This is a genomic window from Citrobacter portucalensis (assembly GCF_002042885.1).
Classification (GTDB): Bacteria; Pseudomonadota; Gammaproteobacteria; order Enterobacterales; family Enterobacteriaceae; genus Citrobacter; species Citrobacter portucalensis.
This window is the reverse complement of sequence record NZ_MVFY01000002.1, coordinates 101,339-118,242: the sequence shown is the minus strand read 5'-3', so window position 1 is coordinate 118,242 and position 16,904 is coordinate 101,339. Positions and strand designations below refer to the sequence as shown.

At 52.4% G+C, this 16,904-nt stretch carries 13 protein-coding genes and 1 pseudogene; 3 read left to right on the top strand and 11 right to left on the bottom strand.

The window, feature by feature from the left end:
- Positions 1-91 precede the first annotated feature (91 nt).
- The 6 genes from argO to tkt form a co-directional block, all read right to left on the bottom strand.
- Complete coding sequence (gene argO / locus BZK40_RS03315) at positions 92-727, bottom strand: arginine exporter ArgO (RefSeq protein ID WP_003027005.1); 636 nt, start codon at positions 725-727, stop codon at positions 92-94.
- Positions 728-922: 195 nt separating this feature from the next.
- Positions 923-1,783, bottom strand: coding sequence for a small-conductance mechanosensitive channel MscS (locus BZK40_RS03310; protein ID WP_003825461.1), 861 nt, complete (start codon positions 1,781-1,783; stop codon positions 923-925).
- A gap of 191 nt (positions 1,784-1,974) precedes the next feature.
- Positions 1,975-3,054 carry a class II fructose-bisphosphate aldolase gene (fbaA, locus tag BZK40_RS03305; RefSeq protein ID WP_003027029.1) on the bottom strand — a complete coding sequence of 360 codons (1,080 nt, stop codon included), beginning with the start codon at positions 3,052-3,054 and terminating at the stop codon, positions 1,975-1,977.
- A gap of 88 nt (positions 3,055-3,142) precedes the next feature.
- Positions 3,143-4,306 (bottom strand): phosphoglycerate kinase, encoded by a 1,164-nt coding sequence (pgk, locus tag BZK40_RS03300; RefSeq protein ID WP_003027032.1) that lies wholly within the window; start codon positions 4,304-4,306, stop codon positions 3,143-3,145.
- 39 nt (positions 4,307-4,345) lie between these two features.
- Positions 4,346-5,374 carry an erythrose-4-phosphate dehydrogenase gene (epd, locus tag BZK40_RS03295; protein ID WP_008785759.1) on the bottom strand — a complete coding sequence of 343 codons (1,029 nt, stop codon included), beginning with the start codon at positions 5,372-5,374 and terminating at the stop codon, positions 4,346-4,348.
- 491 nt (positions 5,375-5,865) lie between these two features.
- Positions 5,866-7,857 (bottom strand): transketolase, encoded by a 1,992-nt coding sequence (gene tkt / locus BZK40_RS03290; RefSeq protein WP_003825453.1) that lies wholly within the window; start codon positions 7,855-7,857, stop codon positions 5,866-5,868.
- 279 nt (positions 7,858-8,136) lie between these two features.
- On the opposite strand from tkt, the gene loiP reads away from it, so the two are divergent.
- Positions 8,137-8,895 carry a metalloprotease LoiP gene (gene loiP / locus BZK40_RS03285; protein WP_048225486.1) on the top strand — a complete coding sequence of 253 codons (759 nt, stop codon included), beginning with the start codon at positions 8,137-8,139 and terminating at the stop codon, positions 8,893-8,895.
- Between the two features lie 99 nt (positions 8,896-8,994).
- Here the strand turns inward: loiP and speB are convergent, their stop codons facing one another.
- The 5 genes and pseudogenes from speB to yqgG all read right to left on the bottom strand — a co-directional run.
- Positions 8,995-9,915 (bottom strand): agmatinase, encoded by a 921-nt coding sequence (speB, locus tag BZK40_RS03280; protein ID WP_003027056.1) that lies wholly within the window; start codon positions 9,913-9,915, stop codon positions 8,995-8,997.
- 131 nt (positions 9,916-10,046) lie between these two features.
- The gene (locus BZK40_RS03275; protein ID WP_079934157.1) at positions 10,047-10,778 is read right to left on the bottom strand and encodes a hypothetical protein; all 732 of its coding nucleotides are present in this window, start codon (positions 10,776-10,778) and stop codon (positions 10,047-10,049) included.
- Between the two features lie 152 nt (positions 10,779-10,930).
- Entirely contained in the window at positions 10,931-12,907 is a 1,977-nt protein-coding gene (gene speA, locus BZK40_RS03270; protein WP_071692619.1) for a biosynthetic arginine decarboxylase, read from the bottom strand.
- Complete coding sequence (gene yqgB / locus BZK40_RS03265; RefSeq protein WP_071692618.1) at positions 12,900-13,046, bottom strand: acid stress response protein YqgB; 147 nt, start codon at positions 13,044-13,046, stop codon at positions 12,900-12,902. Before yqgB ends, speA begins: the two co-directional genes overlap by 8 nt.
- A gap of 258 nt (positions 13,047-13,304) precedes the next feature.
- Positions 13,305-13,406 (bottom strand): annotated as a pseudogene (gene yqgG / locus BZK40_RS24935) (small protein YqgG); the annotation flags it as partial.
- Positions 13,407-13,946: 540 nt separating this feature from the next.
- On the opposite strand from yqgG, the gene metK reads away from it, so the two are divergent.
- Complete coding sequence (gene metK, locus BZK40_RS03255) at positions 13,947-15,101, top strand: methionine adenosyltransferase (protein ID WP_020996311.1); 1,155 nt, start codon at positions 13,947-13,949, stop codon at positions 15,099-15,101.
- 398 nt (positions 15,102-15,499) lie between these two features.
- The gene (gene galP, locus BZK40_RS03250; RefSeq protein WP_079934156.1) at positions 15,500-16,894 is read left to right on the top strand and encodes a galactose/proton symporter; all 1,395 of its coding nucleotides are present in this window, start codon (positions 15,500-15,502) and stop codon (positions 16,892-16,894) included.
- The last annotated feature ends 10 nt before the right edge of the window (positions 16,895-16,904 follow it).

Genomic DNA, 16,904 nt, shown 5'->3' with positions numbered 1-16,904 from the left:
TCGTTCCTCCATGTTTCATTAATTACCCCGAAACTCAGGGCACATGCAGGCAAGCTTAGCCGATCTCGCTGCGTTGTCCATCAGACAACACTTAGTTGAACAACGCATGAACGTGCGCAACACCTTCTTTTGCCAACTGAAAAGCGATAAACCACATCACCAATCCTACCAGGGTATTGATGATCCGCTGTGCTTTAGCAGTGCGCAAACGCGGAGCGAGCCAGGCCGCCAGCAATGCCAGGCCGAAGAACCACAGGAACGAAGCGCTGACGGTACCCAGCGCAAACCAGCGCTTAGGCTCAACGTCCAGTTGGCCTCCCAGACTCCCCAGCACCACAAAGGTATCCAGGTAAACATGGGGGTTTAGCCATGTCACCGCCAGCATAGTAGCGATAATTTTCCAGCGGCCCTGCTTCATCACCTCGGCGCTGGCCAGTTCCAGGTTACTGCTCATCGCCGTTTTTAACGCCCCGAAACCGTACCAGAGTAAAAATGCCACCCCACCCCAGGTGACAAGCGCCATCAGCCATGGTGACTGCATCAGCAAGGCGCTACCGCCAAAGATCCCCGCGCAAATCAGCACTAAGTCGCTGATAGCGCAGAGTAAAGCAATCATGATGTGATACTGGCGACGGATCCCCTGATTCATCACGAAGGCGTTTTGCGGACCGAGCGGAAGTATCATAGCCGCACCAAGTGCAAGCCCTTGAAAATAATACGATAACACGTTAATCATCCCGAACTGTTTCTCTTAGGAGCAGACTATAGCGCGGGGAAAACATTAGCGGAAATGGATAATTTTAATCAGGGATAAGAAGAATTAATACCCAGGGGGGGGGGGAAATGCCGGATGACGGCTGACGCCTTATCCGGCCTACAAAACCTGCGGGCCCGGTAAGCGATAGCGCCACCGGGCACGCGATTACTCTGCCGCGCTCTCTTTCACACGCTTGAAGTTCACATCCATCTGCGGGTACGGGAAGCTGATACCGTTGGCGTCAAACTCGCGTTTAATACGCTCCAGTACGTCCCAGTAGACGCTTTGCAGATCGCTACTGTTGCTCCAGACGCGTACCACAAAATTGATCGAGGAAGCGCCCAGCTCATTCAGGCGCACCGTCATTTCACGATCTTTAAGGATACGCTCGTCAGACTGAATGATATCGGTGAGGATTTTTTTCACCTGATCGATATCGGAGTCGTAAGCCACGCCGATGATAAATTCGTTACGACGAACCGGCTCACGAGAGAAGTTAATGATGTTTCCGGCAATGATTTTACCGTTTGGGATCACCACAATCTTACCGTCTACGGTACGCATAGTCGTGGAGAAAATCTGCACGTTGAGTACGGTTCCCGCTACGCCGCCGAGGTCTACATACTCACCTGCGCGGAACGGACGGAACATCACCAGCAGCACGCCAGCGGCGAGGTTGGACAGCGAACCTTGCAGCGCCAGACCAACGGCTAAACCTGCGGCACCGAGAACGGCAATCACAGAAGCGGTTTGTACCCCAACGCGACCCAGAGCGGCAATCAGCGTGAACGCGATAATACCGTAGCGCACCAGTGCGGAGAGGAAGTCAGCAACGGTTGCATCAATTTTACGTGCCACCATCAGGCGGTTAACGGTGTTTGATACGATTCGCGCCACAATCATACCGATAATGACAATGGCGATGGCCGCAACGATGTTGACGGCATAGCTTAACAGCAGCTCCTGATTGCGGACCAGCCAGGTGCCCGCACCATTTATGCTGTCGACAACATTCAAATCTTCCATTCAATATTCCTTTTTTGCTTACCCAAATGGGAAAAATAAAGCCGTCCCAACGGGACTGGCAATCTGACAAGGGTAAACAATAAACCTGGATTTTGCCAAACAGATCACAGAATTCTCTGCCAGCAGCATATTGAAATGGCAATAAAAAAGGCCCGCATTTGCGGGCCTCATGTCACGTAGAACGGCGTAAATTACAGAACGTCAACCGCGTTCAGTTCTTTGAAAGCCTGTTCCAGACGGGTGATCATGGTTGCCTGACCAGCACGCAGCCATACGCGCGGATCGTAGTATTTCTTGTTCGGCTGATCTTCGCCTTTCGGGTTGCCCAGCTGGCCCTGCAGGTAAGCTTCGTTCGCTTTGTAGTAGTTCAGAACACCTTCCCAGGTAGCCCATTGGGTATCGGTGTCGATGTTCATTTTCACTACGCCATAGCTTACGGAGTCTTTGATTTCCTGAGCAGTAGAACCGGAACCGCCGTGGAAGACGAAGTTCAGGCTGTTGTGCGGCAGGTTATGTTTCTTAGAAACATAGTCCTGAGAGTCGCGCAGGATGGTCGGTGTCAGAACAACGTTACCCGGCTTATAAACGCCGTGTACGTTACCGAAGGAAGCTGCGATGGTGAAACGCGGGCTGATTTTGCTCAGCTCGGTGTATGCGTAATCAACGTCTTCCGGCTGGGTGTACAGTGCAGAAGCGTCCATGTGGCTGTTGTCCACGCCGTCTTCTTCGCCACCGGTGCAACCCAGTTCGATTTCCAGGGTCATGCCCATTTTGGACATGCGCGCCAGGTATTTGGAGCAGATTTCGATGTTCTCTTCCAGAGACTCTTCAGACAGGTCGATCATGTGAGAAGAGAACAGCGGTTTGCCGGTTGCTGCGAAGTGTTTTTCACCCGCGTCCAGCAGACCGTCGATCCACGGCAGCAGTTTCTTCGCGCAGTGGTCAGTGTGCAGGATAACCGGAACACCGTAGTGTTCAGCCATCTGGTGAACGTGATGCGCGCCAGAGATAGCACCCAGGATTGCAGCGCCCTGAGGAACGTCAGACTTCACGCCTTTACCCGCGATGAAAGAAGCACCACCGTTGGAGAACTGTACGATTACCGGCGCTTTAACTTTTGCAGCGGTTTCCAGAACGGCGTTGATGGAGTCGGTACCAACGCAGTTAACAGCTGGCAGGGCAAAGTTGTTTTCTTTTGCTACCTGGAAAACTTTCTGTACGTCATCACCAGTGATTACGCCTGGTTTTACGAAATCAAAAATTTTAGACATATTACGAATCCTGTATCTTCGGCCTTGGAAAGGGCGCGCGCTCTAAAGCGCGCTAATAATTGGGCAGGTTTCCCTGCCCATTAAATGCTTACTTTTTAGCGCGCTCTTCGAGCATCGCTACTGCTGGCAATACTTTACCTTCCACGAATTCGAGGAAAGCGCCGCCGCCAGTGGAGATGTAGGAGATTTTGTCAGCAATGCCGAACAGGTCGATTGCTGCCAAGGTGTCACCGCCGCCTGCGATAGAGAACGCTTCGCTGTCTGCGATAGCGTTAGCAACGATTTCAGTACCTTTGCGGAAGTTCGGGAATTCGAACACGCCAACCGGGCCATTCCACAGAATGGTTTTCGCATTTTTCAGGATGTCAGCCAGCTGCTGTGCAGAAGCGTCGCCGATGTCCAGGATCTGCTCGTCTTCTTTCACATCGCTAACGGACTTCAGAGTAGCCGGTGCAGTTTCAGAGAATTCAGTCGCTACGCGAACGTCAGTCGGGACCGGGATGTCGCAAGTGGTCAGCAGACGCTTAGCTTCGTCAACCAGGTCAGCTTCGTACAGGGATTTACCCACGTTGTGGCCTTGAGCGGCAACGAAGGTGTTCGCGATACCACCGCCAACGATCAGCTGGTCAGCGATTTTTGACAGAGAATCCAGAACGGTCAGTTTGGTGGAAACTTTAGAACCGCCAACGATAGCAACCATCGGACGAGCAGGTTCTTTCAGTGCTTTACCCAGCGCATCCAGCTCAGCAGCCAGCAGCGGACCTGCGCAAGCTACATCAGCGAATTTACCGATACCGTGAGTAGAAGCCTGTGCACGGTGAGCTGTACCGAAAGCGTCCATTACGAATACGTCGCACAGCGCAGCATATTTTTTGGACAGTGCTTCGTCGTCTTTCTTCTCGCCTTTGTTGAAGCGAACGTTTTCCAGAACCACCAGTTCACCGGCAGCGACTTCAACGCCGTCCAGGTAATCTTTTACCAGGCGAACCGGAGCAGACAGTTTGTCTTTCAGGTAGTTAACTACCGGCAGCAGAGAGAATTCTTCGTTGTACTCGCCTTCGGTAGGACGACCCAGGTGGGAAGTTACCATCACTTTCGCACCCTGTTTCAGGGCCAGTTCGATGGTCGGCAGAGAAGCACGGATACGCGCATCGCTGGTTACTTTCCCTTCTTTAACTGGTACGTTCAGGTCCGCACGGATAAAAACGCGTTTACCAGCCAGATCCAGATCGGTCATCTTAATTACAGACATGGTGAATCCTCTCGTTGATTCATAAAGTTTTGTCGACGCTCAAGCGTCGAGCCTGAAACCAATAGCAGCCATCGCTAACGTAGTGTCGAGCATACGGTTAGCAAAGCCCCATTCATTATCACACCAGACCAGCGTTTTGATCAGGTGAGCGCCACTCACACGCGTTTGCGTACCATCAACGATGGCGCTGTGCGGGTCGTGGTTAAAATCTACAGAGACCAACGGTAATTCCGTATAGTCAACTATACCATGAAATGCACCTTGTGCTGCTTTTTGCAGCAACTGGTTGACTTCACTGGCTTTTACTGGTTTTTTCACCGTCACGCTTAAGTCGATCGCCGTCACATTTATGGTCGGTACACGCACCGCTATCGCTTCAAAACGATCGTTAAACTGCGGGAAAATTCGCGTGATGCCCGCCGCCAGTTTGGTATCAACCGGAATAATCGACTGGCTGGCCGCTCGCGTGCGACGCAGGTCAGGATGATAAGCATCAATAACCTGCTGATCGTGCATCGCAGAGTGGATCGTGGTGACGGTACCAGACTCAATGCCGTAAGCATCATCCAGCAATTTAATGACGGGTATTATGCAATTCGTGGTGCAGGAAGCGTTGGAAACGATCCGGTGCTCAGCGCGCAGCTGATCCTGATTAACGCCATACACAACGGTTGCGTCGATGTCGTGACTACCAGGATGTGAAAAGAGCACTTTTTTTGCACCAGCGGCAATATGCGCCTCGCCGTGTTCGCGATTGCCGAAGACCCCCGTACAATCCAGCACGATGTCGACACCCAGTTCGCGCCATGGAAGTGCATCGAGTGTTCGCTCATGCAGAATGCGGATAGCGTCATCGCCAACGATGAGCTGGTCACGTTCCTGACGAACATCCCAGGCAAAACGTCCATGGCTGGTGTCATATTTCAACAAATGCGCCATGCCTGCAGCATCCGCAAGTTCGTTGATTGCCACCACGGTGATTTCCGCCCGACGCCCGGATTCATACAAAGCACGAACCACGTTGCGTCCGATGCGACCGAAACCATTAATCGCTACGCGTACGGTCATAGGTCTCCTGCAAGGATTTCTCAGAAACGATGTGGCAGACAGAGTAATGCAGCAAATCGCTCAGGGAAACCTTACCTGTCGCAAACTGCGACTAATTGGTTAATTGTCGAACATTTAATCGACTGAAACGCTTCAGCTAGAATAAGCGAAACGAGGAATAAAAGGAATGTTTGTCCAGCAACAGAACACAGTTATCTGACTTGCGTCACATTTTAACGCCCTTCAACGCTAAATTTATTCCATATTCCAGAATGACGAATAACCGTAGCAAAATTATTTCATTGTCGTGTTACACACCCTGATTTAAATCAGAAAGCCCCCTAACCTGCATCTAATCACCAGCGCGAGGTCCGAGTCCCGGAGCCCTTCAACGATGCCGCAGACGGTCTGGATAGCAGACTGCGCCGTGCGATTGCGCAACGCGCGGCGCGTTCCGGAAAAGCAAAAAAAAACGGGCCGCCTGAGCGACCCGTTTTCACCTGTAATCGAAATTACAGCAGTTCTTTAGCTTTCGCGACAACGTTGTCTACGGTGAAGCCGAACTCTTCAAACAGCAGCTCTGCCGGAGCAGACTCACCAAAGGTGGTCATACCGACGATTGCGCCGTTCAGGCCCACGTATTTGAACCAGTAGTCCGCGATACCTGCTTCCACTGCAACGCGAGCGGAAACCGCTTTCGGCAGCACAGACTCACGGTAAGCGGCATCCTGTTTGTCGAACGCGTCGGTAGACGGCATGGAAACCACGCGAGCCTTCACGCCTTCGGCAGTCAGTTTGTCCCACGCAGCCACAGCCAGCTCAACTTCAGAACCGGTAGCGATGAAGATCAGTTCCGGCTGACCGTCGCAGTCTTTCAGCACGTAACCACCGCGAGCGATGTTTGCCAGTTGCTCTTCGGTACGCTCCTGCTGTGCCAGGTTCTGGCGGGAGAGGATCAGCGCGGTCGGGCCGTCCTGACGCTCAACACCGTATTTCCACGCAACGGCGGATTCAACCTGGTCACACGGACGCCATGTGCTCATGTTCGGGGTCACACGCAGAGAAGCAACCTGCTCTACCGGCTGGTGAGTCGGGCCGTCTTCGCCCAGACCGATGGAGTCGTGGGTGTAGACCATGACCTGACGCTGTTTCATCAGCGCAGCCATACGCACCGCGTTACGGGCATATTCCACAAACATCAGGAAGGTGGAGGTGTACGGCAGGAAACCACCGTGCAGGGAGATACCGTTCGCAATAGCGGTCATACCGAATTCACGCACACCGTAATGGATGTAGTTACCGGCAGTATCTTCGTTAATCGCTTTCGAACCAGACCACAGCGTCAGGTTAGACGGTGCCAGGTCAGCGGAGCCGCCGAGGAATTCAGGCAGCAGAGGACCGAAGGCTTCAATCGCGTTCTGAGAAGCTTTACGGCTGGCGATTTTCGCCGGATTAGCCTGCAGCTTAGCAATGAACTCGTTCGCTTTGGCGTCGAAGTCAGACGGCATTTCACCTTTCATACGACGGGTGAATTCAGCCGCTTCCTGCGGGTAGGCTTTCGCATAAGCAGCGAACTTCTCGTTCCATGCAGCTTCTTTTGCCTGACCGGCTTCTTTCGCATCCCACTGCGCGTAGATTTCAGACGGGATTTCGAACGGCGCGTATTTCCAGCCCAGCTGTTCACGGGTCAGTGCGATTTCTGCATCGCCCAGCGGTGCACCGTGAGAGTCGTGAGTACCCGCTTTGTTCGGAGAACCGAAACCGATGATGGTTTTGCACATCAGCAGGGACGGTTTGTCGGTCACTGCGCGTGCTTCTTCTACTGCGCGCTTAATCGCGTCAGCATCGTGGCCATCAACACCACGAACCACATGCCAGCCGTAAGCTTCAAAACGCTTCGCGGTGTCATCGGTGAACCAACCTTCAACGTGGCCATCGATAGAGATGCCGTTGTCATCGTAGAACGCAACCAGTTTGCCCAGCTTCAGCGTACCAGCCAGGGAACATACCTCGTGAGAGATACCTTCCATCATGCAGCCGTCGCCCATGAAAGCATAGGTGAAGTGGTCAACGATGTCGTGACCTGGACGGTTAAACTGCGCCGCCAGCGTTTTTTCAGCGATAGCCATACCCACTGCATTCGCAATGCCCTGACCCAGAGGACCTGTAGTGGTTTCAACACCCGCGGTGTAACCCACTTCCGGGTGACCCGGAGTTTTGGAGTGCAGCTGACGGAAGTTCTGCAGCTCGGACATCGGCAGATCGTAGCCGGTGAGGTGCAGCAGGCTATAAATCAGCATGGAGCCGTGGCCGTTGGACAGCACGAAGCGGTCACGGTCAGCCCAGGACGGGTTAGTCGGGTTGTGGTTCAGGAAATCACGCCACAGGACTTCGGCAATGTCAGCCATACCCATCGGGGCACCCGGGTGACCGGATTTGGCTTTCTGTACTGCGTCCATGCTCAGCGCACGAATAGCATTGGCAAGCTCTTTACGTGAGGACATTTTGACTCCAGATCGGATAATGAAGGCTGAGCCCTTAACGACTTGACGACAGCGCGTTTTGGGCTACGCCGGAAAAAAGTGCCAACAATGTAACCCAAGCCGCGTGTCATGTACATGGAGCATCCTTTTGCCGCTTCAGAAATCTCTGGATCATGCGCGCAAGTTGCGCAATCTTCTCGCCCGCGTATTGTTCTTTTCTTTATACTTAGGCCGAGCGTCGGTTCACCTGCAAACGACGTAATTTTTAGAATAATCCTGACTTTGTGCGGAAGAGAAAAAATGAAAATTCGCGCTTTACTGCTTGCTACGAGCATGGCTGCGGCATTGACCGGCTGCCAGAACATGGACTCCAACGGACTGCTTTCTTCTGGCGCGGAGGCTTTTCAGGCCTACAGTCTGAGCGATGCTCAGGTAAAAGCGCTGAGCGATCAGGCCTGTAAAGATATGGACAGCAAGGCTACTATCGCCCCGACCAGCAGCGAGTACGCAACGCGTCTTGGCAAAATCGCCGCCGCGCTTGGCGATAACATTAACGGCCAGCCGGTGAACTACAAAGTCTATATGGCGAAAGATGTGAATGCCTTTGCCATGGCAAACGGCTGTATCCGCGTGTACAGCGGCCTGATGGATATGATGACCGACAACGAAGTCGAAGCGGTGATCGGCCATGAAATGGGCCACGTCGCGCTGGGTCACGTGAAAAAAGGTATGCAGGTTGCGCTGGGTACCAACGCTGTACGTGCAGCGGCGGCATCCGCTGGCGGCATTGTCGGCAGCCTGTCGCAGTCGCAATTGGGCGATCTTGGCGAGAAACTGGTGAACTCGCAGTTCTCCCAGCGTCAGGAATCCGAGGCGGATGATTACTCGTATGATTTGTTGCGCAAACGCGGGATCAATCCGGCAGGTTTAGCCACCAGCTTTGAGAAACTGGCCAAACTGGAAGCTGGACGTCAAAGCTCAATGTTTGACGATCACCCGGCATCCGCAGAACGTGCGCAACATATTCGCGATCGCATGAGCGCCGACGGGATCAAATAACCGTTAATCGTGCCGGATGCGGCGTGAACGCCTTATCCGGCCTACAAACATCAACCAGCTGTAGGCCGGATAAGCGTTAGCGCCATCCGGCAAAACAACTTACTCGCCTTTTTTCGCTGCCTGGATGTACAGCATTTCCAGAGCCAGCGTAGCCGCCGCCAGCGCGGTGATCTCTGACTGATCGTAGGCCGGAGCCACTTCAACAACATCCATCCCGACGATGTTCAGATCTTTCAGACCACGAACCAGCTTGATCGCGCGGTCAGAAGTCAGACCGCCGATCACTGGCGTACCGGTACCCGGCGCAAATGCTGGATCCAGGCAGTCGATATCAAAGGTCAGATACACCGGCATATCACCGACAATCTGCTTAACCTGGGCGATGATGTCATCTACGCTGCGATCGTTCACCTGGCAAGCATCCAGCACGGTAAAGCCGTTGTCTTTGTCGAATTCGGTACGAATACCAATCTGCACAGAGTGATTCGGATCGATCAGCCCTTCGTTCGGCGCAGTGTAGAACATGGTGCCGTGGTCGAATTCGCAGCCGTTCGCGTAGGTATCGGTGTGGGCATCAAAATGCACCAGCGCCATTTTACCAAAATGCTTAGCGTGCGCGCGCAACAGCGGCAGCGTGACGAAGTGGTCGCCGCCGAAGGAGAGCATGCGCTTACCGGCAGAAAGCAGTTTCTCAGCATGAGCCTGCAGTTTTTCACTCATTTCACGCGCATCACCGAAGGCATAAACCAGATCGCCGCAGTCCACCACGTTCAGGCGCTCGCGCATATCGAAGTTCCACGGGAAGCGGTTATGCTCCCACGCCAGGTTAGTGGAAACCTGACGGATCGCCGCCGGACCATGACGCCCGCCCGCACGACCAGACGTTGCCATATCAAACGGTACGCCGGTGATCACCCAATCGGCGTCGCTGTCGTATGGCATGAAGTTCATCGGCAGACGTAAAAAACCAAAGGCGTTAGAAACCAGGGAGTTGTCGTATTGATGACCTAAGGTGCTCATGGCAAAAACCTCATATTCGTCGGTATAAAAAAACCCTTCCGCGTCGTTAGGCCCGACGAGGAAGGGTTAGATTTTTTAAAACACATTTTGTGCAATTATCGCCTTAAAACTTCCCCGCTTCAAGCAGCTCGTTATTGACGACATGGCGGAGGGGCGTAATCATTACTGTCCGCCGGGAAGGCCTGCGCGGAGCAAGGCGGGAGTTTTTTGACGGCCGGCCCCTGCAAAGCAAAGGCGGCAAAACCAATCACTCCAATGTTGCGCACGTCTCCCTGCGCAGAGTTAGCGGCGTAGGCGTCAGAAACATCGGAAAACTGAAATGCCGCTTCAGTATGCTTGTCTTTTCTGAACCCTTTGATTGCCAGTGAATCTCCTGCATTAACAATATAGCCGCTATTATTCAGCGAACCAGGTTTACCGTTAAGTACATCAAGCCCATCCACTGTCGCCACGATTTCATAGTTTGTATCTCGGCTATAATTGCGCACATATAATTGATAATTTGCCCCTACTTTGGCAGGAAGCCTATATTGCCATTGGCCAACTGATGAGTTGTAAAAACGGGTAATAGGTACGGAATTAAAATTAGCATCGCGAACGGCATATTCCAAGTCACTAATGCGTATGCTGTATACTCTATCGTAACCCGTCGAATGCTTTGCGGAGTAATTTATTAATATAACTTCAGCAGGATCGCGCTCCGCACGTTCTACCGATACGCCCGTTACCGTTGAGCGAACGTCTTCGCCCCAGGCCGTGCCTATAGCTGGCGAAGATGCACTGCTATACTGTACTGGCCCAGAACACCCACCAGCAAGTAAAAAAATCACGGCAAAAAAGACGTTCCACTTTAATCCCTTCATCTCGATTCCCTTTCTGTTTCCGATTTATTACAGCGGCAACAGTAGGTGTATTAAAAAATAAAAGAAAGGGTTGTGGCTATATTTCAGATTCCATCAATAAAAAAAGAGCCGGATTATATAAATAAGCCGGCCCTCAAGCAGATATGTCTTAATTACTCGTCTTCGAGATAAGTATAACCGTACAGACCGGCCTCAAACTCTTCGAGGAACTGTTGCTGCAGCTCGGTATCCAGATCGGTGTTTTTCACCTGGTCACGGAACTGCGTCAGCAGGGTATTCGGATCCAACTGCACGTACTGCAGCATATCCGCCACGGTATCCCCTTCGTCGGACAGCTCAACTTCTACGCTGCCGTCAGGGAAGACGAACACGTCAACCGCTTCGGTATCACCAAACAGGTTGTGCATGTTGCCGAGGATCTCCTGGTACGCACCCACCATAAAGAAGCCCAGCATCGGCGGGTTCTCCGGGTCATATTCCGGCATCGGCATGGTGGTCGCAATGCCATCACCGTCAACGTAGTGGTCGATAGCGCCATCAGAGTCACAGGTTATATCCAACAGCACCGCGCGGCGCTCAGGTACCTGATTCAGTCCTTCCAGCGGCATTACCGGGAACAGCTGATCGATCCCCCACGCATCTGGCATCGACTGGAACAGCGAGAAGTTGACGTAAATCTTATCCGCCATACGCTCCTGCAGCTCGTCGATAATCGGGCGATGCGCGCGGTTGCTCGGGTCGAGTTGTTTCTGCACTTCATGGCACATGTTCAGATAAAGCTGCTCAGCCCACGCACGCTCTTGCAGGCTAAAGGTACCTGAAGAGTAACCAACGTGAATATCGTGCAGATCCATCTGGCTGTCGTGCAGCCATTCACGCAGCGAACGGCGAGTTCCCGGTTCATGCATTTCTTGCCAGGTTTCCCACATGCTTTGCAGAGCACGCGGCGCATCATCAGCCGGAGGCGTTGCTTCTGTGTGTTCGCTACGCTCAACGCCGATAATGTTTGATACCAGCACGGTATGGTGCGCGGTAACCGCGCGGCCAGACTCGGTGATTACCGTCGGATGCGGCAGACCGTGTTCTTCGCAGGCGTCGCCAATAGCCCAGATGATGTTGTTGGCGTATTCGTTCAGGCCGTAGTTTACGGAACAGTCAGACTGCGAACGGGTACCTTCGTAATCCACGCCCAGACCACCGCCCACGTCGAAGCACTGGATATTGACGCCAAGCTTGTGCAGCTCAACGTAGAAACGCGCCGATTCACGTACGCCGGTGGCAATATCACGAATGTTCGCCATCTGCGAGCCAAGGTGGAAGTGCAGCAACTGAATGCTGTCCAGACGACCGCGCTCGCGCAGAATTTCGACCAGTTGCAGCACCTGGTTTGCCGCCAGGCCGAATTTCGATTTTTCCCCGCCGGAGGACTGCCACTTGCCAGAGCCCTGCGACGCCAGACGCGCACGCACGCCCAGACGCGGAACGACATTCAGGCGTTCAGCTTCATCCAGCACGATTGCAATTTCAGACATCTTCTCGATGACCAGATAGACCTTATGGCCCATCTTCTCGCCAATCAGCGCCAGACGGATATATTCGCGGTCTTTATAACCGTTACACACGATCACGCTACGGGTCATTCCGGCATGAGCCAGAACGGCCATCAGTTCAGCTTTGGAACCCGCTTCCAGTCCCAGCGGTTCGCCGGAGTGGATCAGCGATTCAATCACGCGGCGGTGCTGGTTGACCTTGATCGGGTAAACGAGGAAATAGTCACCGTTGTAACCGTAAGATTCACGGGCACGTTTAAACGCGGCGTTAATCGAACGCAGACGGTGTTGCAGGATCTGCGGGAAGCAGAACAATGCAGGCAAACGCTGGCCCTGCGCTTCTCGGGCTTTCACCAACTCAGCAAGGTCAACGCGCGCTTCGGGTACGTCCGGATCCGGGCACACGCTGATGTGACCCAGTTCATTGACGTCGTAGTAGTTATTACCCCACCAGGCAATATTGTAAGTACGCAGCATCTTGCTGGCTTCCTGGGAACTCATTGCAACCTCCTGCATGGAGCGTAGTACACCGTGTTCGCCTGCTGACGAAGGCGAACCCAAAGAAATGTCGTCAGACATAGCGAACCTCAATTTTATTAACAAGTGTAAAACAGTTGACTACTATCGCAATCCGAAGACGCGATAACAACCCAAATACAGGCAGAATTTGCAGCAGATAGTGCTGACGCTCCGACTGTGCGACCGGTTTCTTTTTCATATCAATGTAAACACGTAACCGAACTTAATGCTGACGGTTCGGCGAAACCACGAGAAAACTCTTGTTTACCAAGAGCGCCCTTGTTCAGTTCTTAGTGACCGTTACCGGCTCTTGAGTCCTGAGATACGCCGAGATGGGTATACACTTCATCCTTCATGCAGCCACTTTGTTGGCTACGCTCATTCGCCCCAGTCACGTACTACTCGTACGTTCAGGGGACTCATTCACTTGCCGCCTCGACGCAGCATAAATGATTTTGTGTATATAACATCGACAGGTATGCAAAGCAGAGATGCAGATTGCGGGGGACATATGTACACCAGAACGGTGCGACAGATTCTGCAGAATACAACGGTTCATTATCTCGTATCACCTCCACGGTTGCTCCTTACGGAACGAACCCACAAGCCAAAGCTAAAGTTTTAACCCGGCTGGAAGTGGCAACACGATGAAAACGTCGTGTGCTTTTGTCTACCCTAAATAATTCGAGTTGCGGGAAGGCGGCAACGCAGAGAGTCCCCGGGAGCTTACATGAGTAAGTGACTGGGGCGAGCGAGGAAGCCAACGCACATGCAACTTGAAGTATGACGGATATGAGCCGCGCGCCGCGTTTTATACCGATAAGAAAGTCAAAAAGCAAAAGATAAATATGCACATTGCCAGCACCGTCAGGAAAAATTTCCAGTTACATTTTCAGTACAATGCGACCTCAATCAAAAAAAGCTGGAAATCAGGCGAAGAACTGTCCTAAAATAGCCGTCCAGATGTTAATCCATCTATACCGATTAACACTCAGACTGCCAGTGTCCGTCATCTGCAGACTCATGGTAGAATCTTCTACACATGGCTATTCCACTCGACAGTTTGAGCTAACCAAATTCTCCTTAGGTGAAATTAAATATGGCAAAACACCTTTTTACGTCCGAGTCCGTATCAGAAGGGCATCCTGACAAAATCGCTGACCAAATCTCTGATGCTGTGCTGGATGCAATCCTGGAACAGGATCCAAAAGCACGCGTTGCCTGCGAAACCTACGTCAAAACCGGTATGGTTTTAGTTGGCGGTGAGATCACCACCAGCGCATGGGTTGATATCGAAGAGATCACCCGTAACACGGTTCGCGAAATTGGCTATGTGCATTCCGACATGGGCTTTGACGCCAACTCTTGCGCGGTACTGAGCGCGATTGGTAAACAGTCTCCGGACATCAACCAGGGTGTTGACCGTGCTGATCCGCTGGAACAGGGCGCAGGCGACCAGGGCCTGATGTTTGGTTATGCAACCAACGAAACCGACGTGCTGATGCCAGCACCTATTACCTATGCTCACCGTCTGGTGCAGCGTCAGGCTGAAGTGCGTAAAAACGGCACCTTATCCTGGCTGCGTCCGGATGCCAAAAGCCAGGTAACCTTCCAGTATGACGACGGCAAAATCGTCGGTATTGATGCGGTTGTTCTGTCTACTCAGCACTCTGAAGATATCGACCAGAAATCGCTGCAAGAAGCCGTTATGGAAGAGATCATCAAGCCGGTACTGCCGACTGAATGGCTGACCGCTTCGACCAAATTCTTCATCAACCCAACTGGTCGTTTCGTTATCGGCGGCCCGATGGGCGACTGCGGTCTGACCGGTCGTAAAATCATCGTTGATACCTACGGCGGCATGGCGCGTCACGGCGGCGGTGCATTCTCTGGTAAAGACCCGTCTAAAGTTGACCGTTCCGCAGCCTATGCAGCCCGTTACGTAGCGAAAAACATCGTTGCCGCAGGCCTGGCTGACCGTTGTGAGATTCAGGTTTCCTACGCAATCGGCGTGGCAGAACCGACATCTATCATGGTGGAAACGTTCGGTACTGAAAAAGTGCCTTCAGAGCAGTTGACTCTTCTGGTGCGTGAGTTCTTCGACCTGCGCCCGTATGGCCTGATTCAGATGCTGGATCTGCTGCACCCGATTTACAAAGAAACCGCTGCTTACGGTCACTTTGGTCGCGAACATTTCCCATGGGAAAAAACCGACAAAGCACAGTTGCTGCGCGACGCTGCCGGTCTGAAGTAATTTAAACCAGACTTAACGCTTATGAAGACCAGCCTCGCGCTGGTCTTTTTTTATACCTATTTCCTCTCCCACATCCATCACCAAACCGCGCTGATTACTATTGCTTTAAATGAAAATGAAAGCGATTACATCACACCATATTTCCCTCTACCTTGAATTAACATCTCTTATCCAGCACACTTGCATCACTGTTACATTATATTTCATCATTGTCTTAAATTCAGACGACCAACATTATTTAATCCCAATAAATAATGTTAACTTTCAATGAATTAACCAATAATCCGCATGAATGACAGTGTAATCGATTACACTAATGTGATGTGATTCGCATTTTTTTACCCCGTACTCACCTACCCTTAACATCAACAAAACTAGCTACCCAACCGGAGGGCATCATGCCTGACAATAAAAAAACGGGGCGTTCCAACAAAGCCATGACATTTTTTGTCTGCTTTCTGGCAGCCCTGGCTGGATTACTTTTTGGCCTGGATATCGGTGTTATTGCCGGTGCTTTACCGTTCATCACCGACGAGTTTCAAATTACCCCGCACACTCAGGAATGGGTGGTGAGCTCCATGATGTTTGGTGCGGCGGTAGGTGCTGTCGGCAGCGGTTGGCTCTCCTTCAAACTGGGACGCAAAAAAAGCCTGATGATCGGTGCGATCTTGTTTGTTGCGGGTTCACTGTTCTCCGCCGCTGCGCCAAACGTTGAAGTCCTGCTGGTTTCCCGCGTGCTGCTCGGCCTGGCTGTAGGCGTTGCGTCTTATACCGCGCCGCTGTACCTGTCTGAAATTGCCCCGGAAAAGATTCGTGGCAGCATGATCTCCATGTATCAGCTGATGATCACCATCGGTATTTTGGGCGCGTATCTTTCCGATACAGCGTTTAGCTACAGCGGCGCATGGCGCTGGATGCTGGGTGTAATCATCATCCCTGCCCTGCTGCTGCTGGTTGGCGTTATCTTCCTGCCGGACAGCCCACGTTGGTTTGCAGCTAAACGTCGTTTTGTTGATGCTGAACGCGTCCTGTTGCGTCTGCGTGACACCAGCGCAGAAGCCAAACGCGAGCTGGATGAAATCCGTGAAAGTCTGCAGGTGAAGCAGAGCGGCTGGGCGCTGTTTAAAGAAAACAGCAACTTCCGTCGCGCGGTATTCCTTGGCGTTCTGTTACAGGTGATGCAGCAGTTCACCGGGATGAACGTCATCATGTATTACGCACCGAAAATCTTTGAGCTGGCGGGCTACACCAACACCACCGAGCAGATGTGGGGGACTGTTATCGTCGGTCTGACCAACGTGCTGGCAACCTTTATCGCCATTGGCCTGGTTGACCGTTGGGGCCGCAAGCCTACGCTGATCCTTGGCTTTATCGTGATGGCCGTTGGTATGGGCGTGCTGGGTACAATGATGCACGTGGGGATTCACTCGGCATCCGCACAATACTTCGCAGTACTGATGCTGCTGATGTTTATCGTTGGCTTTGCCATGAGCGCCGGTCCGCTGATTTGGGTACTGTGCTCTGAAATCCAGCCGCTGAAAGGCCGCGATTTCGGCATCACCTGCTCTACTGCAACCAACTGGATTGCCAACATGATCGTCGGCGCAACCTTCCTGACGATGCTGAACTCACTGGGCAGCGCCAACACCTTCTGGGTCTACGGCGGCCTGAACGTACTGTTCATCTTCCTGACTCTGTGGCTGATCCCTGAAACTAAAAACGTCTCTCTGGAACACATTGAGCGTAACCTGATGAAGGGTCGTAAACTGCGCGAAATTGGCGCACACAACTAATCACCAAAGG